The 25,122-nt window shown below is 36.5% G+C and carries 25 protein-coding genes; 18 read left to right on the top strand and 7 right to left on the bottom strand.

The features are described from left to right. Positions 1 to 66: 66 nt before the first annotated feature. Together dnaN and dnaA are read right to left on the bottom strand one after the other, a co-directional pair. The gene (gene dnaN / locus FE005_RS04685) at positions 67 to 1,197 is read right to left on the bottom strand and encodes a DNA polymerase III subunit beta (protein WP_003129245.1); all 1,131 of its coding nucleotides are present in this window, start codon (positions 1,195 to 1,197) and stop codon (positions 67 to 69) included. A 159-nt stretch (positions 1,198 to 1,356) separates the two neighbouring features. Continuing rightward, positions 1,357 to 2,694 (bottom strand): chromosomal replication initiator protein DnaA, encoded by a 1,338-nt coding sequence (gene dnaA, locus FE005_RS04680; protein WP_003129244.1) that lies wholly within the window; start codon positions 2,692 to 2,694, stop codon positions 1,357 to 1,359. A gap of 509 nt (positions 2,695 to 3,203) precedes the next feature. On the opposite strand from dnaA, the gene rpmH reads away from it, so the two are divergent. The 4 genes from rpmH to jag all read left to right on the top strand — a co-directional run bounded on the left by rpmH (position 3,204) and on the right by jag (position 5,420). Beyond that, entirely contained in the window at positions 3,204 to 3,338 is a 135-nt protein-coding gene (gene rpmH, locus FE005_RS04670) for a 50S ribosomal protein L34 (RefSeq protein WP_002356012.1), read from the top strand. Positions 3,339 to 3,460: 122 nt separating this feature from the next. Further along, entirely contained in the window at positions 3,461 to 3,796 is a 336-nt protein-coding gene (gene rnpA / locus FE005_RS04665) for a ribonuclease P protein component (protein ID WP_003129188.1), read from the top strand. Between the two features lie 18 nt (positions 3,797 to 3,814). Then, positions 3,815 to 4,639 carry a membrane protein insertase YidC gene (locus FE005_RS04660; protein WP_003129186.1) on the top strand — a complete coding sequence of 275 codons (825 nt, stop codon included), beginning with the start codon at positions 3,815 to 3,817 and terminating at the stop codon, positions 4,637 to 4,639. Between the two features lie 16 nt (positions 4,640 to 4,655). Continuing rightward, entirely contained in the window at positions 4,656 to 5,420 is a 765-nt protein-coding gene (jag, locus tag FE005_RS04655) for an RNA-binding cell elongation regulator Jag/EloR (RefSeq protein WP_003129185.1), read from the top strand. A gap of 228 nt (positions 5,421 to 5,648) precedes the next feature. Here the strand turns inward: jag and FE005_RS04650 are convergent, their stop codons facing one another. After that, positions 5,649 to 5,978 (bottom strand): heavy metal-binding domain-containing protein, encoded by a 330-nt coding sequence (locus tag FE005_RS04650; protein ID WP_003129184.1) that lies wholly within the window; start codon positions 5,976 to 5,978, stop codon positions 5,649 to 5,651. A 223-nt stretch (positions 5,979 to 6,201) separates the two neighbouring features. On the opposite strand from FE005_RS04650, the gene mnmE reads away from it, so the two are divergent. Then, positions 6,202 to 7,599, top strand: coding sequence for a tRNA uridine-5-carboxymethylaminomethyl(34) synthesis GTPase MnmE (gene mnmE / locus FE005_RS04645; protein WP_003129182.1), 1,398 nt, complete (start codon positions 6,202 to 6,204; stop codon positions 7,597 to 7,599). A 20-nt stretch (positions 7,600 to 7,619) separates the two neighbouring features. Then, positions 7,620 to 9,521 carry a tRNA uridine-5-carboxymethylaminomethyl(34) synthesis enzyme MnmG gene (gene mnmG / locus FE005_RS04640; RefSeq protein ID WP_138371392.1) on the top strand — a complete coding sequence of 634 codons (1,902 nt, stop codon included), beginning with the start codon at positions 7,620 to 7,622 and terminating at the stop codon, positions 9,519 to 9,521. A 14-nt stretch (positions 9,522 to 9,535) separates the two neighbouring features. Here mnmG and FE005_RS04635 read toward each other — a convergent pair whose 3' ends face one another. Continuing rightward, a complete protein-coding gene (locus FE005_RS04635; RefSeq protein WP_005473095.1) occupies positions 9,536 to 9,988 on the bottom strand; it encodes a DUF2188 domain-containing protein in 453 nt (150 codons plus the stop codon). Positions 9,989 to 10,236: 248 nt separating this feature from the next. Between FE005_RS04635 and FE005_RS04630 the strand changes: the two genes are divergently transcribed. The 11 genes from FE005_RS04630 to guaB all read left to right on the top strand — a co-directional run bounded on the left by FE005_RS04630 (position 10,237) and on the right by guaB (position 19,252). Beyond that, complete coding sequence (locus FE005_RS04630) at positions 10,237 to 11,130, top strand: SDR family oxidoreductase (RefSeq protein WP_138371391.1); 894 nt, start codon at positions 10,237 to 10,239, stop codon at positions 11,128 to 11,130. A gap of 28 nt (positions 11,131 to 11,158) precedes the next feature. Continuing rightward, the gene (gene amaP / locus FE005_RS04625; RefSeq protein WP_003129175.1) at positions 11,159 to 11,728 is read left to right on the top strand and encodes an alkaline shock response membrane anchor protein AmaP; all 570 of its coding nucleotides are present in this window, start codon (positions 11,159 to 11,161) and stop codon (positions 11,726 to 11,728) included. Between the two features lie 11 nt (positions 11,729 to 11,739). Further along, positions 11,740 to 11,925, top strand: a complete 186-nt coding sequence (locus tag FE005_RS04620; protein ID WP_003129173.1) for a DUF2273 domain-containing protein — start codon at positions 11,740 to 11,742, stop codon at positions 11,923 to 11,925. A gap of 19 nt (positions 11,926 to 11,944) precedes the next feature. Further along, positions 11,945 to 12,673, top strand: a complete 729-nt coding sequence (locus tag FE005_RS04615) for an Asp23/Gls24 family envelope stress response protein (protein ID WP_138371390.1) — start codon at positions 11,945 to 11,947, stop codon at positions 12,671 to 12,673. 443 nt (positions 12,674 to 13,116) lie between these two features. Further along, positions 13,117 to 13,830: a 16S rRNA (guanine(527)-N(7))-methyltransferase RsmG gene (gene rsmG / locus FE005_RS04610; protein WP_003129171.1), complete on the top strand. Its 714-nt coding sequence runs from the start codon at positions 13,117 to 13,119 to the stop codon at positions 13,828 to 13,830. Positions 13,831 to 13,841: 11 nt separating this feature from the next. Continuing rightward, positions 13,842 to 14,606 carry a ParA family protein gene (locus FE005_RS04605; protein ID WP_003129169.1) on the top strand — a complete coding sequence of 255 codons (765 nt, stop codon included), beginning with the start codon at positions 13,842 to 13,844 and terminating at the stop codon, positions 14,604 to 14,606. Further along, on the top strand, positions 14,596 to 15,486 hold the full coding sequence (locus FE005_RS04600) for a ParB/RepB/Spo0J family partition protein (RefSeq protein ID WP_003129168.1): 891 nt from the start codon (positions 14,596 to 14,598) through the stop codon (positions 15,484 to 15,486). The genes FE005_RS04605 and FE005_RS04600 overlap by 11 nt, the downstream gene beginning before the upstream one ends. 10 nt (positions 15,487 to 15,496) lie before the next feature. Further along, positions 15,497 to 15,685, top strand: coding sequence for a DUF951 domain-containing protein (locus tag FE005_RS04595; protein ID WP_021148890.1), 189 nt, complete (start codon positions 15,497 to 15,499; stop codon positions 15,683 to 15,685). A gap of 8 nt (positions 15,686 to 15,693) precedes the next feature. Continuing rightward, entirely contained in the window at positions 15,694 to 16,794 is a 1,101-nt protein-coding gene (gene ychF, locus FE005_RS04590) for a redox-regulated ATPase YchF (protein ID WP_003129166.1), read from the top strand. Between the two features lie 73 nt (positions 16,795 to 16,867). Further along, positions 16,868 to 17,560 carry a DUF1129 domain-containing protein gene (locus FE005_RS04585; RefSeq protein WP_003129165.1) on the top strand — a complete coding sequence of 231 codons (693 nt, stop codon included), beginning with the start codon at positions 16,868 to 16,870 and terminating at the stop codon, positions 17,558 to 17,560. 207 nt (positions 17,561 to 17,767) lie between these two features. Then, a complete protein-coding gene (gene guaB, locus FE005_RS04580; RefSeq protein WP_003129164.1) occupies positions 17,768 to 19,252 on the top strand; it encodes an IMP dehydrogenase in 1,485 nt (494 codons plus the stop codon). An 85-nt stretch (positions 19,253 to 19,337) separates the two neighbouring features. Here guaB and FE005_RS04575 read toward each other — a convergent pair whose 3' ends face one another. After that, the gene (locus FE005_RS04575; protein WP_138371389.1) at positions 19,338 to 22,040 is read right to left on the bottom strand and encodes an ABC transporter permease; all 2,703 of its coding nucleotides are present in this window, start codon (positions 22,038 to 22,040) and stop codon (positions 19,338 to 19,340) included. A 10-nt stretch (positions 22,041 to 22,050) separates the two neighbouring features. Continuing rightward, positions 22,051 to 22,752, bottom strand: a complete 702-nt coding sequence (locus FE005_RS04570; protein ID WP_005473109.1) for an ABC transporter ATP-binding protein — start codon at positions 22,750 to 22,752, stop codon at positions 22,051 to 22,053. A 146-nt stretch (positions 22,753 to 22,898) separates the two neighbouring features. Here FE005_RS04570 and FE005_RS04565 point away from each other — a divergent pair, with 146 nt between their 5' ends. Further along, positions 22,899 to 23,447 carry a TetR/AcrR family transcriptional regulator gene (locus FE005_RS04565; protein WP_003129161.1) on the top strand — a complete coding sequence of 183 codons (549 nt, stop codon included), beginning with the start codon at positions 22,899 to 22,901 and terminating at the stop codon, positions 23,445 to 23,447. A 34-nt stretch (positions 23,448 to 23,481) separates the two neighbouring features. On the opposite strand, the gene FE005_RS04560 is transcribed toward FE005_RS04565, so the two are convergent. Then, positions 23,482 to 25,032 (bottom strand): polysaccharide deacetylase family protein, encoded by a 1,551-nt coding sequence (locus FE005_RS04560; protein ID WP_103300728.1) that lies wholly within the window; start codon positions 25,030 to 25,032, stop codon positions 23,482 to 23,484. Between the last annotated feature and the right edge of the window lie 90 nt (positions 25,033 to 25,122).

Here is a 25,122-nt window from a genome sequence, read left to right as displayed (position 1 = left end):
CCCTTCTAAACTATTTTTGTATTTTCAGACGTTTGTTTCATGCATTTACAATAAACATGAAAAATTCTAATTTGTGCGGACTGGTGTAATCAATTGAATAAAGCTTCCTTGACTTTCAGTTGGTTCCAAAGTGAATGGTCTGATAGCAGAAATAAAGCGAATCGTGATGCTTGTATCTCCAAAAGCTCTTAGAGCCGCCTTCATGTAATCAGGATTGAAAGAGATTTCCAATGGTTCTCCTGAAACTTGCTCGTAGGATAGATCTTCTTCTACTTTACCAATCTCAGGAGAATTCCCATATAAAATAACAGAATCTTCATTTATTGACAAACGAACGATGTTATTTCTTCCTTCATGTGAAAGTAAAGATGCGCGTTCGATGGCTGACAACAATTCTGGAACTGAAAATTCAATTTCTGTGTTAAAGCTTGATGGTATCAATCGATTTGTATCTGGGTAAGTCCCTTCTAATAGGCGTGAATAGAACTTCATTGTATTGGTTTGGAACAATACTTGATTATCCATGATACTGATTTGAATAGCTTCTTCTTCATCTGTTAAAGAACGGGACAATTCAGTCAAACTTTTCCCAGGAATAACGATGTTGAAATTCGCTTCCCCACTTTCTAATGGAATTACTCGTTGACTTAATCGATGGGAATCTGTAGCTACAGCTAATAATTTCTTATTTTCAAGAACAAAATGAACACCGGTTAGAATTGGACGACTTTCGTGCTGTGAAACAGCAAAAACTGTTTCGTTAACAATTTTATTTAGAATGTGAGCAGGAACTTCGATGCGATCTTGACTTTCGACAACTGGTAAATGTGGATAACTATCAGCATCTAATCCATTTACAGTAAAGTTAGCTTTCCCTGAAGTTATTGCTACTTGGTTATTTTCTATCACTTCCAGCGTAACAGTATTATCCGGTAAGCGACGAATGATTTCACTAAAAAATCGTGCTTGTAAAACAATTGCTCCTGTTTGTTCAATTTTCATTTGAACTTTTTCTTTCTCTACGCTTAAAAAAGTCTCAATTGAAATATCAGCATTACTTCCTGTCAGAGTTAAACCTTTATCAGTTAGAACTAATTTAACACCTGTAAGGATCGGTATGGTTGTTTTTGATGAAATGGCACGTTGAACGGTTTGTAATTCTTGCATGAACTCTGTTCGATTTAAAGTTACTTTCATTAGGAGCACTCCTTTTATTTATAGTTATTAAATAAAGTAATAGTAGTAATAGGCTTGTTAGTATTGTGGATAACTAGAAAATATCATTGAGACGTCAACGAAAACGCCTGTGTATAACCTGTGCATAACTTTTTGGCATGTTTTTGCTTTATCCACAACTCAACTAAAGAGAATGTTTTTGATTTCTGAAATTTCATTCTTAATGGTAGGATCCGTTTCTGAGAGATGTTGGATTTTTTCATGAGCATGAATGACTGTAGTATGATCTTTACCTCCGAATTCAGCTCCAATTTTAGGTAAAGAGTTATCCGTTAGTTCACGAGAAAGAAACATGGCGATTTGCCGAGGTACGACAATTCCTTTGACACGTTTTTTTCCTTTGAGATCATTTATATGGATATGGTAGTATTTTGCAACTTCCTCTTGGATTTGCAATATAGAAACTTGAGTGCTTCCATGACTTGACTTTAATGCTTTGATTGCTTCTGCAGCTAAGCTTGTTGTAATATCCGAATTTTGCATAGTTGCAAATGCTTGTACACGCACTAATGCGCCTTCTAATTCCCGAATATTCGAATCAATTTGTCCTGCGATATAACTCAGTGTATCGTCAGGGATTTCGAGGCGTTCAGCTTCTGCTTTTTTTCTTAAAATCGCTGTTCTAGTTTCTAGATCTGGAGGTGTAATATCTACAGATAACCCCCATGCGAAACGTGAAACCAATCGTTCAGGTAACGTGGGTATTTCATTTGGTAAGCGATCACTTGTCAAAACGATCTGCTTGTTATTTCGATAAAGCTCTTCAAATGTATTAAAGAATTCTTCTTGTGTCCCTTCTTTATTGACCAAAAACTGAATATCATCAACAAGTAAGAGATCAACATTTCGGTATTCATTCCGAAAATCTTCCATTTTATTCTTTTGGATCGAAGTAATAAAATCATTAGTGAAGTTCTCACTGCTCACATATTTGATTTTTGCATTTGGTCTTTTTAACAGCATTTGATGTCCGATAGCATGCATCAAGTGAGTTTTTCCTAGACCCACACCACCATAGAAGAATAACGGATTATAGATAGAACCGGGATCTTCAGCTACAACTAAAGCTGCAGCATGAGCCATCTGATTTCCTTTACCTATAACAAATGTATCAAAAGTATATTTTTCGTTTAGAATAGTTTTTCCTTTTTTTTCTGCTTTTTCAGTAACTGTTTGTTCAACAGAAGGCGATTTTTGCAGAGCTTCTGCTTCTTCAGCAGTGACAAAACTAGGAATTAGTTCTTCACCGGTCTTCATGAAGCCCATCTCAACAATTTTTGCAGCTAGATTTTTTTCCCAATAAGATTTATGAAGATCACTGGGTACTTCAATCAATAACTGATTTTTTTCAAAAGATAATATGTTGGCTGTTTCGATCCAAGCACTGTAACTTGCTGGATTAAGTTCTTCTTTAAAAGATTTCTGAAGATCTCGCCAAATGGAATCAGCAGATGACATAAATTGTCCTCCTATAGCTAAGAATAGATAATACTAATTTAGCACGGATGGAAGAAGTTTTCCACAGATTATAATAAAAAAGGTTAGAAAAAAATACTTTTCCACATTTATGAAAAAAAGAACAGGAGAAATTAACTTATCAAATTTACGGTTATCCACAGAGGAGGAGTGTTTGTGGATTGTTACAATAATCTCTTGTTTATCCACAAGTAACTGTTAATCAAATACGTTGATGTAAAAGCATTTTCCTGATTTATGCACAGCCAGAAAAGTGTATGTGGATAACTTTTTAGAAGGGTGTTTATTTGTGGAAAAAGCAGGAAAAACTTGTGGAAATAAGTTATCCACAAAAATGCAAAATCCACAAGTAACACACAGTTCATTTCGTTTATGTGGAAAACAAGACAGTAAAGTGGGTGAATTTTATATTGACAAAACACTGTCTGACTCGTTATACTATCAAAGTATGTCTATGCGCATAATCATTATTTTGATGGAGGTGTCACTAAATGAAAAGAACTTATCAACCAAATAAACGTAAACGTCAAAAAGTTCACGGATTCCGTAAACGTATGAGTACAAAAAATGGACGTCGTGTTTTAGCAAGTCGTCGTCGTAAAGGCAGAAAGGTTATTTCTGCATAAGCCACTGAATGCCAGTGGTTTTTTTTTATGCCGTTTTTTAAGGAATATAGTGAATCCCTTTTACTAAATATGGTATTATTGACAGGTGAGTAACCAAAGTAGAAAGAAATGAAGGAACCAAGATGAGAAAGGCATATCGCGTAAAAACAGAACAAGACTTTCAAAAGGTTTTTCAGAAAGGAAAGTCTTTTGCAAACCGTAAATTTGTTGTCTATGTTCTGCAGAAAGATCAGCCACATTTTCGTGTCGGATTATCTGTAGGAAAAAAAGTAGGAAATGCTGTTAAACGAAATGAGATCAAACGAAAAATCAGAGCAAGTCTCACGGATATGCAACCTAGAATCAAACCTACACTCGATTTCATCGTAATTGCTCGTCCAAGTGTTTCGAATTGCTCTTCTCAAGAAGTATACTCGAATTTAGAGCATGTGTTAAAGCTTGCTAAAATCATTAACTAACGGAAAGGAATTATTTAAGTGAAAAAAGGAAAACGTATCTTACTATTTTTGGGGATCGTCTCATTGGTAGTTGTCTTGTCTGCCTGTAGCGCAACTGGGGAAGTGAATGCGCAAAGTTCAGGATTATGGGATCGTTATATCGTTTATTACTTTGCTGAAGCGATCAAGATGCTATCTTTTGGCAATGCTGGGATTGGGATCATTCTATTTACTTTGATCATTCGGATTATTCTCATGCCTTTAATGCATTTTCAAACAAAGAGTATGCGAAAAACTCAAGAATTGCAGCCAAAATTAAAAGCTCTGCAACAACAATATGCATCGAAAGATAGTGAAACACAAAATAAATTACGTGCAGAAACGCAACGGCTTTATGCAGAAAATAATGTGAATCCTTATGCCGGATGTTTGCCGCTACTTGTCCAAATGCCAATTTTGATGGCATTATGGCAATCGATTTCGCGGGTTCCAGCTTTACAAGAAGGAAAATTTTTGTGGTTACAATTAGGGGACCGAGATCCTTACTTTATTTTACCTATATTAGCTGCACTATTTACATTTGCAAGTACTTATTTGTCTAGTATGAGTCAAATAGAATCAAATGCTAGTTTAAAGATAATGAATTTTGCAATGCCATTGATGATTTTATTGATGGGGATCAATATCGCTAGTGGTTTATCTTTATACTGGGTTGTATCCAATGCATTCCAAGTAGTACAAACGTTGATTTTGAATAATCCATTCAAGATTCGTCAAGAAAGAGAAGAAGCTGCTCGAAAAGAAAGAGAACGAGAAAGAGCGCTGAAGAAAGCAATGAGTCCTAAGAAAAAACGTAAGAAATAAAAGGAGGTTGCAGATAATGCCGATTTATGAAGGTCTTACAGTAGATGAAGCTATCCAAGAAGGATTGCATGCTTTAGGTTTAAACAAGGATCAAGCAGTGATCGATGTTTTGGATGAGGGGAAAAAAGGTTTTTTAGGTATTGGTAAAAAGAATGCCCGCGTATCAATTGAAAGAAGTGCTGCGGATGAATCAAAAATCATCACAGAATCAGTAACTGAAATAATTGAAGAAATCTTAGAACCTGAACTTGAGGAATCAGTGCTTACTGCAAAATCGCAAGCAGATACGGAAGAAAAACCTAACGCAAAGGATCTTTCTGATGATGAAGCACTTACTCATCTTGCTTTATATTTGACTAACATTTCTAAAGCATTGAATGCACCAGCCCTTGTAAAAACAGCACGAGAAGATGGCTTGATCGTTTTTCATCTAGATACACAAAAGCAAGGACTCCTGATTGGAAAACATGGAAAAACACTAAATGCTTTACAATATCTGGCACAAGTATATATTCATCGAATCGCAGCAAATAAGCTATCTGTGGTTGTTAATGTAGGTGATTATCGTGAAAAGCGTCAGGCAATTTTAGAGCGTCTGGCCAATAGAACAGCAGAAAAAGTTAAACGCACAGGTAGACCAGTCTTTTTAGAACCTATGCCAGCTTTTGAAAGAAAGCAAATCCATTCTGCATTAAGTAAGGATGCCCAAATACAAACACACTCTGAAGGTGACGAGCCTTATCGGTACTTGGTGGTTGAACCAGCGAAAAAAAACTTTTAAGTCTAAAGGAATGACCTGATTTCAGGTCATTCCTTTTATCGTGGAGAAAAAGGAATTGACAAGATATTTGAAACCAAGTATTCTTGACTAGAAATCATTCTTATCAAAGTAAACATACGATGAGTAGTTCTTACTTTGGTGAAAAAAAGAGTCCGTTTGCCACGGACTCTTTTTTTATATTAATTGTATTGGTAGTATCGAGGTTTAGCAGTTTATTGTTGAGGGAAATTAGCCGCCGATTGTAGATTGTGTAAACTGTACAACTGTTCCATAAGCAAAAATTTCTAAAAAAGTTTTCCCGTTTTCTACGATTCGATCATGTTCAAAATGGCAGTTGATTACAGCATTAGCACCATAACTGTGCGCTTTTTCTTTCAGACGAAAAGCAACATCAGAGAGAAGCGCATTCAAATCGATTTCAGGATCAAATAAATCTACTTCAATTTTATCTGCGGCAAAGACAATATCGCGAACAATGTATGGCCGATTGACATTTCCGGTAGAAAGAATGATTTCCTTGATGCGAGAAGAAGTATCTATTTTTTTGGACGTATCCATAAAAATCCCTCATTTCTTATTGTTTCCTTTATTTTAAATGTTTTTAGTGTTTGATGCAAAAGATTAAAAGTTTACCAAGTAGACTTGCGACAAAATAAAAAGTATGCTAATCTATTCCCAGAATTTTATATGACAAGCAGTCAAAGTGCTAAGTCTATCCGTTATGAGTTTGACGGGTGGAGTGGGCGCTTTTTTTATGCGAAAAATTAGGAGGAGCTTTAGTATGGTGAGTATTACGCAGGAATTTGATACGATTGCAGCAATATCTACGCCCCCTGGTGAAGGAGCAATCAGTATTGTTCGATTAAGTGGTGAACAAGCAATTTCCATAGCAGATGCTGTCTTTCAATCAGGAAAGAAAAAACTAATAGATGTGAGTAGCCACACGATACATTATGGCCATATTTTTGACCCTGAGAAGTATCAAATGATGGATGAAGTTATGGTATCGATCATGAGAAAACCAAAAACTTTTACTAGAGAAGATATAGTAGAAATCAATTGTCACGGCGGGATTGTTGTCGTTAATCAAATTTTGCAATTAGTTTTGCGTCAAGGAGCACGGTTGGCTGAACCGGGAGAGTTTACAAAGCGTGCTTTTCTTAATGGGCGTGTTGATTTATCTCAAGCTGAAGCAGTGATGGATTTGATTCGTGCAAAAACTGATAAAGCAATGAATCTCGCTATCAACCAATTAGATGGTAACCTCTCAAGATTGATCCGACAACTACGGCAAGAGATCTTAGAGACATTGGCACAGGTAGAAGTAAATATCGATTATCCAGAATATGATGATGTCGAAGAATTGACAACACGTTTATTATTAGAAAAGGCAAATCAAGTCCAGAAACAGATACAAGCTCTTTTACAGACAGCACAGCAAGGAAAAATTTTACGAGAAGGTCTCAGTACAGCAATTATTGGTCGGCCAAACGTTGGCAAGTCAAGTCTGCTAAATCACTTATTACGGGAAGAGAAAGCAATTGTAACAGATATTGCAGGTACTACTAGAGATGTTATTGAAGAGTATGTAAACGTACGTGGTGTGCCTTTAAAGTTAGTTGATACCGCAGGAATTCGTGAAACAGAAGATATCGTTGAGAAAATTGGTGTTGAACGTAGTCGCAAAGCACTCAGTGAAGCGGATTTGATTTTATTAGTACTAAATCAAAGTGAGTCACTCACGACAGAAGATAAACAATTATTGGATATTACATCTGGAAATAAACGAATCATTTTGCTAAATAAAACAGATTTACCTTCAAGAATCAATCAAGAAGATTTAGTGCCCTATTTAGAGAATGAGCCTGCTCTTCCTATTTCGGTATTAACGAGTGAAGGATTGGATCAACTTGAACAAGCAATAGCTGACTTGTTTTTTGGTGGAAATACAGGAGACAAAGATGCTTCTTATCTCTCAAACACTCGTCATATTGCATTATTGGAAAAAGCAGAACATTCATTAGCAGAAGTGATTCAAGGAATTGAAAGTGGGATGCCTGTTGATCTTGTGCAAATCGACATGACTCGTTGCTGGGATTATTTAGGCGAAATTGTTGGAGATAGTGTTCAAGATGAATTAATTACGCAGTTATTTAGTCAATTTTGTTTAGGAAAATAAAATTACCAAAGGAGAACACGATGCAAGAATATCAAGCAGAAGAATATGAAGTCATAGTAGTTGGTGCAGGTCATGCTGGATCAGAGGCTGCTCTTGCAGCTAGCCGTATGGGGTGTAAAACATTATTGTTAACCATCAATTTAGATATGGTTGCATTTATGCCTTGTAATCCATCAGTAGGAGGTCCTGCTAAAGGTGTAGTTGTTAGAGAGATTGATGCTCTCGGGGGCGAAATGGGGAAGAACATCGACAAAACATACATTCAAATGAGAATGTTGAATACAGGTAAAGGACCGGCTGTGCGTGCATTGCGTGCACAAGCAGATAAACATGCCTATGCTTCTGAAATGAAAAAAACCATTGAAATGGAGCAAAATTTGACATTACGCCAGGGTATTGTAGAGAAATTGATTGTTGAGGATGGTATTTGTAAAGGCGTTGTTACTGCAACTGGAGCTCGTTACCAAGCAAAATCGGTGATCATTACTGCTGGAACTGCGCTACGTGGGGAAATTATTATTGGTGAACTAAAATATTCTTCGGGACCTAATAATTCTCAACCATCCATTGGACTTGCTGATCATTTAAAAGAGTTAGGTTTAGAAATTGCGCGCTTCAAAACTGGTACGCCGCCACGTGTGAAGTCAAGTACCATCAACTATGATGTAACTGAGATCCAACCCGGTGACGAAGCCCCTAATCACTTTAGTTACAGTACACCAGATAGCCAATACAAAACCAATCAAGAACCTTGCTGGTTAACCTATACCAATGAACATACACATCAAATCATTAATGATAATCTTCATCGTGCACCAATGTTTACTGGAATCGTTGAAGGGGTTGGAGCAAGGTACTGCCCTTCGATCGAGGACAAAATCGTACGTTTTGCCGATAAATCACGCCACCAATTATTTTTAGAGCCAGAAGGTTTAGATACCGAAGAAGTGTATGTCCAAGGACTTTCAACTTCTCTTCCAGAAGACGTCCAAGTCAATATGCTCCATTCGATTGCCGGGCTTGAAAAAGTTGAGATGATGCGTACGGGTTATGCTATTGAATATGATGTTGTAGTACCACATCAGTTACGACCAACGTTAGAAACAAAAGTCATCGCTAACCTTTTTACAGCAGGACAAACAAATGGAACGAGCGGATATGAAGAAGCAGCGGGTCAAGGATTGATTGCTGGCATAAATGCTGCTCTTAAGATTCAAGGAAAAGAGCCTTTTATTATGAAACGTAGTGATGGATACATCGGAGTAATGATCGATGATCTAGTAACAAAAGGGACTAATGAGCCATACCGTCTATTGACATCGAGAGCAGAATATCGGTTGTTGCTGCGTCACGATAATGCGGATCTTCGTCTAACAGAAGTCGGACACCGAATTGGCTTAGTGGAAGAGCCACAATACCAAGCCTATCTAACGAAAAAAACAGCTGTAGAAGAGGAAATCCAACGTCTAAAAAAAGTACGTATCAAACCAACACCATCTGTTCAAACTTTCCTCAAAGAGAAAGGAACCGCTCCATTAAAAGATGGTGTTCTAGCAAATGAATTTCTACGCCGTCCAGAAGTAAATTATCAAGAACTCTTGCAGTTTATCGAAGCAAACCCTGCATTAAAGCCGAAGGAAATTGAGCAAGTAGAGATTCAGATCAAATATGAAGGATATATCAAAAAAGCCCTTGAAAAAGTGGAAAAACTAAAACGCATGGAAGCAAAACGGATTCCTGAAAACATTGATTATGAAGTAATCAATGGTCTTGCAACTGAAGCAAAACAAAAACTACAAAAAATACAACCAGAAACCATCGCTCAGGCCAGCCGAATTAGTGGCGTAAATCCAGCCGACATAAGTATATTGATGGTCTATATCGAACAAGGAAAGATTGCGAAAATAACAGAACCAGCCTAAAGAGGCTGGTTTTTTTATTCGGAAAAGTCGTAATCTTTTTGGTGACTACCGTCTTTTTTAAATACTTCTACACCAGTTTTTTTATTTTCAGCGATTTCTTTTGCCCGAGCAATGGCATCTTCTTTAATATTAAAATGATCACTAGCTCGTTTAGCGCCTTCAGATAAAACAATCCATTTATCTTCTTCAAATTTTACTTGAACATTGGCTGTCAGAAGTTTTTTTGCATTTTTATTTTTGGTATGCGGATCATCTTTTTGAGGATTTTTTTCCTTACGAAATTCTTTCTTTTCTTCTTCACTGGCATTTTCTAGCCATTTTTCCGCTTGGCTAGTAGCAATAGGAATTGCCCGATCGTCTGTATAGCCATCATTCAACAAAGCATTTGCAATATCAATTGCTTTTTTTCGAACCAACGGATCCAAGTTTTTCATTGAAGCAGGATAATCTTTCATATTCCAAGGCATTTTGTACTCCCCCTTTTTTCTTTTAGTTTACCTACTTTTGCCAAAATATGGAAAAAATTGAATTTCAGTACGGAAAGAGAAATAAATTATTTTACCTTCTATATCCTTATTAAAACCCTCTTTGTGTACGCTTTCTTTGCTCATTTTTTATTGAAATTATTTTTGATTTTAAAATTAAATAAGCGTTATATTTCCAAAAAAAAATTTAATGGTTTAGAATTTTGTTATAGACAAAAGGAGGATGTAAGATGAGTGAACCTATTTTGAATGATCCGCGCGAACTTTATCAAACAGGTAAATTTAAAAAACAGGATCAAGATACTCCTGCTTTGCAAGAAGAAATGATGCCTGAGCCGGATTGTGGAGAAGAAACATATGAAGGAACAAATCAATTAGAAAATCGACGGGTACTGATTACGGGTGGAGATTCAGGAATTGGTCGAGCGGCAGCCATTGCTTTTGCACGAGAAGGGGCCGATATCGCCTTACATTTTTTTCCAGGAGAAGAAAAAGATGCCGAGGAAGTTGCTCACTATATCGAACAAGCTGGACGTAAAGCTGTCCTATTACCATATGATCTGAGAGATGAAGCAGCTCCTCAAGAAATCGTTGAAAAAGCAGTAAAAGGGCTAGGCGGTTTGGATACGCTTGTTTTGAACGCTGCGCAACAAATCACACGTCCCTCTATTTCAGAATTACCCTTTGAGCAAGTAAAAGATACGTTCATGGTGAATATATTATCCATGTTTGCTTTAGTTAAAGCTGCAGAACCACATCTCCCAGCAGGTGGGGCCATTGTGACAACGACTTCTGTTCAAGCTTTTAGTCCAAGTGCTCATTTAATGGATTATGCTGCAACTAAGGCTGCTATTGCTAGTTTCACAGTTAGTTTGGCAAAACAGTTTGCTGAAAAGGGAATTAGAGTAAACGGTGTAGCACCAGGCCCAATTTGGACACCTCTACAGTTGGATCATGGACAACCTCAGGATCAGTTACCTGAATTTGGCCAAAATTCGTTGTTACAACGTGCAGGACAACCAGCCGAGTTAGCACCTGTGTATGTTTTTCTGGCGTCGAACAAAGCAAGCTATGTAACAGCTCAAATTTATGGAGTAACTGGTGGAGAAGCAATCAATCTATAAGAAGTGATCAAATATTAGGAGGTGTCTTATGAATAAAGGATGGAAAACTTTAGCGATTGTAGTTTCATTGATTTTTATTACTGTGTTATTGCCAATATTATTATTGGGCAATCCTTATTTTAGTTTACCGTTTGGCTTAGATCGAAAAGAAAGATTTATTTCCTTCTTTTTCACGAATTATTTCCTACAACAATATCTTTTTTGGGCAGCAGCAGTTCTAATTATCTTTTTCCTTTGTGTCATTCTAGTTATTATCTTCTATCCTAGAACAAAAGCTACTTTTGTTTTGAAAGAGGATAAAGGAACATTGTCGATTGATAAAAAAGCAATTGAAGGTTTAGTACGAACAAAGGTTAGTGAAAAAGAATTTGTTGATGGACCTAAAGTGAATGTTAAAGCAACTAAAAATCGAATCAGCGTAAAAATCAAAGGAAAATTAAAACGTACTTCTGCATTGGTAGGTAAAACAGAGAATTTGATGACTGAGATCCAGCAAGATTTGCAGAGAACGTTAGGATCAAGTGAAAAAGTCAAAGTCGATGTTTCTTATACGAACTACGAAGAACAGAACACTACAGAAAATCCACGTGTAGAATAGGAGGTCTATCAATGAAAGAGCTTGAACAATATAAGATCCCTATTATCTTTGGAGCGATTGGATTAGTGTTAGCTTTACTATTTGTCAGCATTGGCTTTTTCAAAACACTACTGATCATTGTGCTCACAGGATTAGGCTTTGCCCTAGGGATGTACGTACAGAGAACGGGAATGTTAGATCAATTTCTAAAACAATAAGAACTCAGGAGGAATTTAAATGAATAACGAAAAAAACGAATTAAAAAATGAAAAACCAGTAAGTGCACATCCAGATCCAGTCGTACCAAACACGGATCATACGACAAAAGAAAACGATATTCCGATGACAGAAGCACCAGACCCAGTTGTACCTCATGCGCAAGAAGCGGTTGAACAGCACCAAGCAACAGTTGGAAACCAACATCATAATCAGACAGAAAAACCTAGTGGATTTCAAGGTCCTACTGGAGAAACATCCGTAAATGGTTCTTTGACCTATGATGATAAAGTTATTCAAAAAATTATTGGTATCGCTCTGGAAGATGTTGATGGTCTGTTAACAGTTGATGGAGGGTTTTTCTCAAATATTGCAGAGAAATTAGTAAATACAGATAATGTAACCTCTGGGATCAATACTGAAGTTGGCAAAAAACAAGTCGCTGTTGATATGGATATTGTGGTAGAGTACGGACGAAATATTCCAGAAGTTGCTGAGAGAGTTAAAGAAGTGATTCATAGAGAAGTAGCCAATATGACTCAACTAGATGTAATTGAAGTCAATATCAATGTGGTCGACATTAAGTCAGAAGCTGAGTATCAAGAAGATAGCGAGGCAGTTCAAGATAAAGTCTCCAACGCGGCATCAAAAACAGGAGATTTTGCTTCTCGACAAACAGAAAAAGCTAAAGGTGCAGTAGAACGAACATCTGATCGTATGCAAGAAAATAATGAACCTCGCGTTCATTAATTAATAATAGAAAAAATAAGAGCTATCCTTCATGTTGAAGGGTAGCTCTTATTTTATCGATCAATTTTTTTGAAAAATAGATTCTTTCTATATTATTTAACTAAAAAATTGATAGAACTGATAATACACTTTTACAGCTGCTTACTGACTATTCATACAAGTAACAATTTCATCAGAATACAGATACAATTTTGTAATTGTATTTTTTAAGTCTAGTGAGTTAGTATTTACCGGTCATGGAAAATGATGCATTTTTTTGTCTGAGTACAAGTTCAAATTTTTGCCATAAACTAACCACAAACAATTAAATAAAAACCGTCGTGGAAAAATTAAAATCTCTTTGAAAGCAATGTATTCCTATTGCATCTCAAAACTTTTTGCGTTAAAGTAGGAATTAGTCTGTGAAACATTTTTCTGTTTCACAAAAATAGAAAGGATTCATTATGCTGCCAGAAGAATTTCAAAAACAATTATCTATTCAAGGAATTGAGTTGTCATCTGAACAGCTCAAGCAATTTGCTACTTACTATGATCGGTTGATTGAATGGAATCAAAAAATGAACCTCACTGCAATTACCGATCAAAAAGAAGTATATTTGAAACACTTTTATGATTCGATTTCTTTAGCTTTTGTGACAGCATTCAAAGAAGATGCACATTTATGTGATGTCGGTTCTGGAGCAGGTTTTCCTAGTATTCCATTGAAAATCATCTTCCCACAACTAAAGATAACAATCGTTGATTCACTGAATAAACGGATTACTTTTCTACAAACTTTAGTGGCAGATTTAGGTTTAAAAGATGTTTACTTGTTTCACGATCGAGCAGAAACATTTGGTCAAAAAGAGTTCCGAGAATCCTTTGATTATGTCACTGCTCGAGCAGTAGCTCGTTTAAATATTTTAACGGAACTATGCTTGCCTCTCGTTAAAAAGAACGGGTATTTCTTTGCCTTAAAAGCAGCAAAAAGCGAAGAAGAATTAATAGAAGCAAAATCAGCAATCGCATTACTTGGTGGTAAGTTTATTGAAGAAAAAAAATTGACATTGCCTGTTAGTAATGATGAACGGCATCTTTTGATCATCAAAAAAACGAAAGAAACGCCAAAAAAATACCCGCGCAAACCTGGTTTGCCGGCGAAACAACCAATCAAGTAGGAGGAAGCAGAATGGCACGTATTATTTCGGTGGCAAATCAAAAAGGCGGCGTAGGCAAAACAACAACTACAGTCAACCTGGGTGCTTGTTTGGCCTATGTAGGAAAAAAAGTCTTACTAGTAGATATTGATGCTCAAGGAAACGCCACAAGTGGAGTAGGGATTCGTAAACCAGATGTTGATAAAGATATCTACGATGTATTGGTGAATGAAACACCAATCGTAGAGGCAATATTGCCAAGTAGTCGTGAGAATTTAGATATTGTTCCTGCGACGATTCAATTAGCTGGTGCTGAAATTGAATTAACTTCAATGATGGCTCGGGAATCTCGTTTGAAATCGGCATTGAATGAAATTAAAGATCAATATGACTATATATTTATTGATTGCCCCCCCTCTCTTGGACATTTGACGATCAACGCATTTACAGCCAGCGACTCTATTTTAATACCCGTTCAATGTGAATATTACGCATTGGAAGGACTAAGTCAGTTATTGAATACCGTGCGTCTAGTTCAAAAGCACTTTAATCCTGAATTAGAAATTGAAGGTGTTTTGTTGACAATGTACGATGCACGGACAAATCTAGGTGCTGAAGTAGTAGAAGAAGTTCGTCGTTATTTCCAAGAAAAAGTTTATGAGACAATTATTCCACGTAATGTACGCTTATCAGAAGCCCCAAGTCATGGTCTATCTATTATTGATTATGATCCACGTTCAAAGGGTGCTGAAGTATATCAGACATTAGCAAAGGAAGTGTTAACTCGTGAAAAATAAAGGGAAAGGTTTAGGACGGGGGATCGATGCACTATTTCAAGATCTTCAAGGCTTAGAAGAAGTAGATATCAAAACAGAGGAAGTGGTTGAGCTCCCTTTAAATGAATTAAGACCAAACCCTTACCAGCCACGTAAAACCTTCGATGAAGTTTCACTTCAAGAACTAGCTAATTCAATTCAACACGCAGGTGTTTTTCAGCCGATTATTGTTAGAAAATCTACTGTAAAGGGCTATGAAATCATTGCTGGTGAACGACGTTTTCGTGCATCCAAGTTAGCAAAAAAAGAAACGATACCTGCAATTATCCGTGATTTTGATGAAGAAGCAATGATGCAAGTAGCTGTTCTAGAGAATCTGCAAAGAGAAGATTTAAATCCTTTAGAAGAAGCTGAAGCGTATGAAATGCTGATGAAAAATCTTAAATTAACACAAGCAGAAGTGGCAACACGATTAGGCAAAAGTCGTCCTTATATTGCAAATTATCTTCGTCTATTATCATTGCCAAAGTTGGTAAAAGAGATGGTACAAGATGAACGCTTATCAATGGGACAGGCGCGCACACTGCTAGGGTTAAAAAACAAAGATCTGATTTTAAAATTAGCCAATCGATGTGTGAAAGAAAATCTTACTGTTCGCCAATTAGAACAATTAGTGTCTGAAATGAATGATGCTAAAAATGAGAAGAAGAAAATTCCTCGTTTGATTCGTGAAAAACCCTATTATTTGCGGGAAAGTGAAGAACGACTAATGGACAAGTTTGGGACAAATGTTGAAATCCATGAAAAGGAAGGTAAGGGGAAAATAGAGATTGAGTACCTTTCACAGAAAGATTTAACACGAATCCTTGATTTATTGAATATTCAATTTGATGAAGCTTGAGGTGATAAATATGTATGATCTTGGTGACATTGTTGAAATGAAGAAACCCCATGCATGTAAAGCAAACCGTTGGGAAATTATCCGTATGGGTGCAGACATCAAAATAAAATGTACGAACTGTGGCCATATTGTTATGCTTACTCGCCGTGAGTTCGACAAAAAAATGAAAAAAATCCTAGAAAAAAAAGAGAAAGAGTGAAATAATAAATGGCTTTAACTGCTGGAATCGTTGGACTACCTAATGTAGGTAAATCTACTTTATTTAATGCTATAACGAAAGCTGGAGCGGAAGCAGCAAACTATCCTTTTGCTACGATCGATCCAAATGTAGGGATGGTGGAAGTCCCTGATTGGCGTTTACAACGTTTGACGGAATTAGTACATCCAAAAAAAACTGTACCGACAACATTTGAATTTACGGATATCGCAGGAATCGTTCGCGGAGCTAGTAAAGGAGAAGGACTAGGAAATCAATTTCTAAGTCATATCCGTCAGGTAGATGCTATTTGTCATGTAGTCCGTTGTTTTGATGATGACAATATTACACACGTTGAAGGACGGGTAGATCCACTAGCGGATATCGATACTATTAATTTAGAATTAGTCTTGGCTGATTTAGAATCTATCAATAAACGTTATGCACGTGTTGCTAAAGTTGCGAAAACAAAAGATAAAGATGCTGTAGCTGAATTAGCAGTTTTAGATAAAATTAAACCTGTTTTAGAAGAAGGTCTATCCGCACGTTCTATTGAATTTACTGAAGAAGAACAAAAAATCGTTAGAGGATTGTTTTTGCTGACAACAAAACCTGTTCTATATGTAGCAAACGTTGCAGAAGATGATGTGGCAAATGCAGAAGAGAATCCCTATGTTAAAAGTGTGAAAGAATTTGCCGAGAGTGAACATGCGGAAGTGATCGTCATTAGTGCTCGAGCAGAAGAAGAAATCGCTGAATTGGATGATGAAGATAAAGCAGAATTTTTGGAAGCTTTAGGCATTGAAGAATCTGGTTTAGATCAACTGATTCGTGCGGCCTATGATTTATTAGGATTAGCCACTTACTTTACAGCTGGGGAACAAGAGGTTCGTGCATGGACTTTCCGAAAAGGAATCAAAGCGCCTCAAGCTGCAGGAATTATTCATACAGATTTCGAGCGAGGGTTTATCCGTGCAGAAACTGTTTCCTTTGAAGATTTGGATAAGTATGGCAATATGCATGCAGCAAAAGAAGCTGGGCGTGTTCGTTTAGAAGGAAAAGAATACGTCGTTCAAGACGGCGATGTTATGTTATTCCGTTTTAATGTATAAAAGGCTTTCTTCCAAAAAAAAATATGGTAAAATGTCCTTTGTGAAGAAATCACGCAGAAGGGAGAAATGATTTATGGAACCAGAAACTCTGCGCTCGTATGTTTCCGAAAATCGTGAATTAGAAAAACAACTAACAAAACGTAACCAACAATATATTTTTGATTTAAAAAAATCTTTGGAGGCAGCTAATCTTTCTGAAGAAGAAAAAACTGTCGCATTACATGAGATGTTACCAATTCTTGTTCAAGAACAAAAAGGTGGTAAAACCGCTAGACAACTTTTTGGGACAGTCTCTGAACGTACGGAAGCAATCATCACGAAGCCAGTTGAACAAAAAGAATCAGGTCCATTCTTGATGTGGTTAGACAATACGTTGCTTATTTTAGGTATTTTTGGATTAATGCTCGGCGTGATGGGGGTATTTACAAAAGGTCAAGCACAGCCTTACGGATTGTTGACCCTCTTCTTAATGGCCATGTTAGCTGGTTGGGTCTTCTACTTAATGTATAAGTACATGTATCAATATGAACGTCCAGGCGCAGATAAAAGTAAACGTCCGAAAATGTGGAAAATTATTTTGATTTTAGTTGGAGCTTTCTTAGTATGGATCGTGACTATCTCACTTTCTGCTATGCTTCAACCACCACTTAATCCACAGGTCGACCCATTAATCGAAATTGTGATTGGGGCTGTGGCACTAGCAGCTAAATATTACTTGAAGAAGAAATACAATATTATTAGTAGCTTATCTGTTCCTAGAGGATAATAATAAGTTCCCACATGTCATTCATGCGTGTGGGTCTTTTTTATTATGTGTCATACAAGAGGGAGAAAATAGAAATCTATTGTGATTCTGGCTGTTTTCTCAGATTACACAGGAATAAATAAGAAAGCTTTCCGAATAGTTGACTTATGAAAAAATATTTGCTATTTTTTTAAAAATACATATTAACTTTAAGGAGTGGTTACAAAAATGTCCAACTGGGAAACCAAATTTGTAAAAAAAGGGTTAACGTTTGATGATGTATTATTGATACCTGCAGAAAGTCATGTGTTGCCAAATGATGTGGATATGCATGTGCAGCTTGCAAAAAATATTACGTTAAATATACCGATCATGAGTGCCAGTATGGATACAGTAACTGATAGTAAAATGGCAATATCAATGGCTCGTCAAGGTGGATTAGGGGTCATTCATAAAAATATGAGTATTGCTGCCCAAGCAGATGAAGTGCGGAAAGTAAAACGTTCTGAAAGTGGCGTAATCATTGATCCGTTCTTCTTAACACCTAGTCATCTAGTAGCAGATGCAGAACACCTTATGAGTAAATACCGAATCAGCGGTGTCCCTATTGTTGAAACAATGGAGAATCGTAAACTAGTTGGAATCATCACGAATCGAGATATGCGTTTTGTTACGGATTATTCAATCGCAATTTCTGATGTAATGACCAAAGAAAAATTAGTTACGGCACCGGTTGGTACTTCTTTGAAAGATGCAGAGAAAATCTTGCAAAAACATAAGATCGAAAAATTACCGATCGTTGATGATGAAGGTATTTTAAGTGGATTGATTACGATCAAAGATATTGAAAAAGTCATTGAATTCCCCAACGCGGCTAAAGACACTCATGGCCGTTTATTAGTAGCGGCAGCTGTAGGTGTGACCAGTGATACCTTTGAAAGAGCACAAGCATTATTAGATGCTGGAGCAGATGCGATCGTAATCGATACTGCTCATGGACATAGTGCAGGCGTACTGCGTAAAATTTCTGAAATCAGAGCACATTTTCCTGAAGCAACATTAATTGCAGGGAATGTCGCAACTGCTGAGGGAACAAAAGCTCTATACGACGCTGGTGTAGATGTCGTTAAAGTTGGTATTGGTCCTGGTTCCATCTGTACGACACGTGTTGTCGCTGGTGTAGGTGTCCCTCAGTTAACGGCTATTTATGATGCTGCCTCAGTGGCTCGACAATATGGAAAAGCCATTATTGCAGATGGTGGTATCAAATATTCTGGTGATATTGTCAAAGCTTTGGCTGCTGGCGGGCATGCAGTTATGCTAGGAAGTATGTTGGCAGGAACGGATGAATCTCCAGGGGAATTTGAAATTTATCAAGGTCGACGTTTCAAAACTTATCGGGGAATGGGGTCACTAGGAGCTATGGAAAAAGGTTCAAGTGATCGTTATTTCCAAGGTGGAGTTAATGAAGCAAATAAACTTGTTCCAGAAGGAATTGAAGGCCGAGTGGCTTATAAAGGCAGTGTTGCAGATATTTTATTCCAAATGATCGGCGGTCTAAAATCAGGGATGGGATATGTTGGAGCAGCGAACTTAAAACAACTAAGAGATGAAGCACAGTTTATCCAAATGAGCGGAAATGGTTTGAAAGAATCTCACCCTCACGATGTGCAAATTACTAAAGAAGCACCAAACTATTCTGTGAAGTCTTAGAAATTGTTTCACGTGAAAACATTAAATAAAAATGGCGGCCAGTAGTCTTAATAAGACACTGACCGCCATTTTTTTTATGGGAAAATTATTCATTTGATTTCAATGCGTCGATCATATCAACATGCTTCAATTTATAATGAGTAACCAACATAACAATGATTGTAAATAAAATGGTCATGCCGCCGGCTAACGCATAAGCAGCCCAACTAATCACTAATGGAAAAACCATGTTTTCCATCGATGCCTGTCGGAGAATAAAATCAGTCAGTAAGTATCCGACTCCATAACCAGCTAGGATCCCTAGCAAAGTAAAGACAACATTCTCACGAACAATATACATTGTAACTTCTTTGTCGTAAAAACCTAAAACTTTAATTGTAGAGAGTTCCCGAATCCTTTCCGATACATTAATGTTTGTTAAATTGTATAGAACAACAAATGCCAAGGCGCCAGATAAAATGACCAAGATAAGAACAATGGAATTCAGATTCCCCATGGACTCATTTTGCGCTTTGATTTGACTAGACAGGAAGGTAGTATTCTGAACTTGGTCTGTTTTCAATAGTTCTTTAGCTAATGCGTCTTCTTGCTTTTGTTGCATCTTTTTACTCTTGATAAGAAGCGATGTAGGCTGATAGTTCGTATTTGTTGTTTTTTCATAGTCGTTTCTAGAAAGATAAAGTGAGTTACCTAAATAATTTTCAGCGATACCAGCTATCTTCACTGTTACAGCTGTTTGATCCTTATCATAAAAGGTTAGCTCATCTCCAATGTGAATATCAAAAAGCTCCGCATATTTCATCGTTAGGATGGCCCCATCATCTAGTGACATTTTTTTTCCATCGGTAGAGTGTAGATGCATATAGTTCGAGAATGAGTCAGTATCAGAAGGTACCACTAAAGATAGACTTTGCTTTCCTTGTTCTTTGGACCGTAACTCAATTGTTTCATTCAATACAAGCAGGGATTGTTGAATTGTTGGATCTTCTTCTAATATTTCAAAAACTTCGGTATTGTTTGCTTTACTGTCTTTTAATGTGACGATTGCTTGATAATCAGTGATAGGACCAAATTGTTTTTGCGAAACAGCACTTAATGAATCTTTTAGACCCACTCCAGCGACCATAAGTCCTGCACATCCTGCGATCCCAATTATTGCCATAATCATTCGTGATTTATAGCGAAAAATGTTTCGGTAACTGATTTTTTGATTAAAGCTCAAGCGTGACCAAAGTGGTTGAATGTATTCTAGAAAAATTCTTTTCCCTGGCTTTGGTGCACGTGCCTGCAATAGTTGCGCTGGTTTTTCTCGCAAATCACGATAGAGGACAACAAGGGCTGCACCTAAAGTAGCAAGAATAAAGGCGACTGTAGCTTGAATGATTGGCCCCCAAACATAGTAAACCCGGACACCACCTAAAAGATACCGTTCACTAGAAAGAAAATAGATTAATCGAGGTAGAAATTCGATACCTAGTACAGCTCCTAAGAGAATTCCTATACTGGATGATAAAAGAGCATAGATGATATATTTTCGAGCTATCTCTCTTTTTGCATATCCCAAAGCCTTTAATGTGCCAATTTCTTTTCGATTTTCTTCTACCATTCTAGTCATGGTGGTAAAAGTTATTAAAGCTGCTATAAAAAAGAAGAATACTGGAAAGACATTTGCAATTGCCGCTATACGATCAGATAAACCGCCGTATTCTTGAAACCCAGGATTATCTTTTCTTAGATTAAATAAATAAGTAGGCTCTTCCATTTCATTTATTTCATTTTCTTTTTTTTGTAATGTAGACTCTGCATCAGCTAACTTCTCTTTTTCTTCATTGATTTGATTTTGTTGTTTAGTCAATGTCGATTCAGCAGTTTTCAGTTGTTCAATAGCACCAGCTTGTTGTTGAGACGGTAACAGAAGGGTTGCACTTTTTTGTTGTTCAATCTGAGCTTTAGCAGCATCTAATTCTGTTTGTGCATCTAATAGCTGTGCTTTTCCAGTTTCAATTTTTTCCTTAGCAGGTTTCAATTCTTCCATTGCGTCATGTTTGATTTCTGCTACACGTTCTTGTGGACGATCAGCAAAAAGCGTTTCTACTTTTTCTTGATTCTTTTCCATTTTTTCTTGATAGGAATCAGAATAAGTTTCTAAATCTTTCACATTATCAAAAGACAGATAGAGTACCGATTGTACATCACTCAGAAATTGATTTTCGGGAAGGTAAGCAAAATATGTTACTGTACCACTGCCAACATTCGCATAGCCTCGTTCAGCTTTACTGATAAATAGGGGCGAGTTGGCAAAACCAACGATTTTGAAGTTTTTATCCTTTATAGTATCCTGCGAGTCGATAGTATAAGTATCGTTTAACTGATAGCCATATTCTTTCGCTTGTGTATCTAAGACAATTTCATTGCTATTCTTTGGTAAATGGCCTTCTTCAAGGATTAATGCGTTTTGTTTTTGGTTTTTGTTGTAAGAATTGATTTGGACAACTTCATCTGCTTCTGCTACATAATAAAATTGGTAGCCTGATTCCACTTGAATCCCTGACTCTTTAGCTACTTTAAGATCTTGATCGGTGATACCTAGTGTTGATGTAACCTGCATATCAGCTAAGTTATGTTCATCAACATAAGTACTTGCAGAATGATTCAAAATAGGCCCAGTTGCTTTGACACCTACATACAAAAAAGTACCTAGAAAGATGATTAAAACAATAGCGATAAATCTTCCTTTAGACTGTTTGATTTCTCGTAAGCTTGCTTTTAAATACGTCTTATTTTTCATTTGTTTCCTCCTACCAAACGATCTCATCGATTGAAATAGGGGATTCATTAATTTCTACAGAGCGCACTGTAGCATCATTAATACGAATCACGCGATCAGCAATGGGAGCAATGGCACTGTTGTGCGTAATGATTAAAACAGTATTTCCAGCTTGACGACTTGCGCTTTGCAACAGCTTCAATACTTGTTTACCGGTTTCAAAATCTAATGCTCCTGTTGGTTCGTCACAAAGAAGTAATTTCGGATTTTTTGCTAGCGCTCGGGCAATGGACACTCGTTGCTGTTCGCCACCTGATAATTGAGAAGGAAAGTTATTGGACCTATTTTCTAATCCTACTTGCTTAAGCACAGCATCTGGGTCAAGTGCGTTCGGTGATATCTCTGTTGCTAACTCGATATTTTCTTTTGCTGTTAGATTTGGGACTAAATTATAAAATTGAAAAACGAAGCCTACATCTTTGCGCCGATATTCTGTAAGTTGTTTATCCGAAAATTGTGCAATATCAATATTATCGATAATGATTTGACCTTCATCAGGTGAATCCATCCCACCTAATATATTTAGAATAGTCGATTTTCCAGCTCCGCTTGGACCTAAAATAACGACTAGTTCTCCTTCTTCAATTGAAAAGGATAGGTCTTCATTAGCGGTAATCGTGGTTTCGCCCATTTTATATCTTTTATACGTATTTTTTACTTCTACATAACTCATATAACGCCTCCATATTTTGAACACCTGTTGATTTAATCACATAGCGTTAGTATACTAAGAAAGAAAAAAAGGGGCAATCCTCAAATCTTATTCATCTGTTATTAAATAAACATTTAAGTTATTTTTGTATAGAAAGGATTGAAGTTATGGTAGGAATAGTTGGAAATCGCCGAACACAATACACAAAAAAAGTGATTCGAAAAGCATTTCAAGAGATTTTGATGGAAAAAGAATTTGAAAAAATCACAATTACAGAGATTGCCCAGCGTGCTGATATCAATCGAGGAACTTTTTATAAGTATTACAAAGATACTGCAGACCTTTTAGAGGAGATTGAGAAAGAAATCGTTGAACAAATTGCAGATAATTTGCAACAAGAAAATCTCCCATTAGATCTATGGCTAGAAAAATTATTACTTATACTGCAAGAAAATCCTAGTGTAAGTCATTTGATTCTGCTTAATAACAGTCATTTATTAGATTTGTTATTGGAAAAAATCAGACCGGAAACGTTTAAACGCTTTACTATTTATTTCGAAGATGCAACAAGAGAAGAATTAGAGTTATGTTTGAGTTATTTTGTCTGTGGCTCGATCGGGTTGATTGAACGCTGGCTAAAAGATTTTTCTGAGATGCAACCTAAAGCAGTTTCTCATTTACTTATTCAAATATTTACTACAAATGTTTATGAATAAAAGAAAAGCGAACGCCAATACGTTCGCTTTTCTTTTATTCTACTAGTCGTTCATCATTCATACCAAAATATTGATGCAATGGTTTTTGTTTTCCTGACAATAGTTGATCGATCGTCACAAATTCGTATCCTTCATGTTTTAACATAGAGATCAATCCTGGTACAGCTTTGACTGATTCAGGATGGATATCGTGGATTAAGATGATTGCGCCATTAAAGACATTCTGTTTAACAACATTATTGATTGTTCCAGGATTTTTTGATTTCCAATCCTGTGAGTCAATATCCCATTGAATAATTGGCATGCCAATTGTTTCAGCACTTTTTTTATCAATAGCGCCATAAGGGGGACGGATATTGCGAGGCAAGACGCCTGTAGCCTTGAAAATAGCTTTGTTGGTTTTATTTATTTCACTTTGTAATTCATCTGTCGAAAGTGTATTCAATTGTGGATGAGAATACGAGTGACTTGCTACCTCATGACCCTCGTCGTGGACTTGTTTTGCAACATCTGGATTTTGATCCACCATCTGTCCTAACATGAAAAAAGTAGCTTTCACGTTATCTGTTTTTAGTATATTCAACAAATCAAGTGTTGAGCTATTATTTGGACCATCATCAAAAGTAAGAGCGACGTACTTTTTATTTTCATCTAATGCAGGTAATGTATCTTTTATACTTTCTTGCGAAACCAGATCTGTATCAATGAATGGCGCAATATCTTTGTATTTTAGAGTGACTTTAGAAGTTCCAGTTGAATTTTTTGGTAAGACGATAGTCAATTCATCAGGTGTATAAGTCATTTTACTATCATAAGAAATTCTATCCATTGTTAATACAGCATCAATGATTTTTTCAGGTTCTTTGGCTTGATCAAGTATGGATTGCTGAATCACCTGTTGAATACCTAAGAGACTTCCTTCATCTGGAATCAAATCCTTATTTGTGATTTCTTTGCCAGTTTTTTCGGAAACATAAATGGCTTTTTCAGAAATACTGTCTGGCTTTTTAAAATTTTCCTTACTGCGATCCCAGATAAAACTATCTGCTTCAATTCTATACTGACCAATTTTAGAAGATATTGCTGTTGCTTTTATTCTGGCAACTGTAAGCACTTCTTTTTCACGATGCTTTTTTTGTTGCTTTTGAGCAAGCTCGTCTAAGAGCTGGTTTGCATTTTTGAAAGGAACAGTATTTTCATCAACTGGACGGTAAACAAGGCACTTATTTTCTCCGTCATTTATAGTATCTATTTTCGTTGAAATTCCACTTTGGTCTTGCTCTTCTTGGATTGAAGCCATGAGATTTTTTGCAGCAGTTTCATATTTGGCTTGAGCTTCTGCTTCTTGCTGTTTTAATGTATAAACAATATAGCCGCCAGTAGCGACAATTACTAGAATAAGTGCGGTAAACAATGCGAATATATACTTGCTATAATTAGATTTTTTCTTCGGTATTTTTGGTTGTTTGTTTTCGTTTCCGGTTTTGGGCTTTACAGCTTCATTCAATTGATTTGTATTTTCACAGGTATCAGGTTCTTGTTTGTGACGTTGGCTACGACGTGCATAGGTATTTTTGTCAGACATATGACTTTATCCCTCCATTTATCATCATAAAGTAAAATAAACGTAACATAACTGTAATATAGTTTCAACAATAGGGGGGTATTTCTTAGA

Source organism: Enterococcus sp. M190262, assembly GCF_005843965.1.
GTDB lineage: Bacteria > Bacillota > Bacilli > Lactobacillales > Enterococcaceae > Enterococcus_D > Enterococcus_D gallinarum.
Note: the sequence above shows the minus strand (reverse complement) of the source record. Positions and strands in the feature narration are given on the sequence as shown.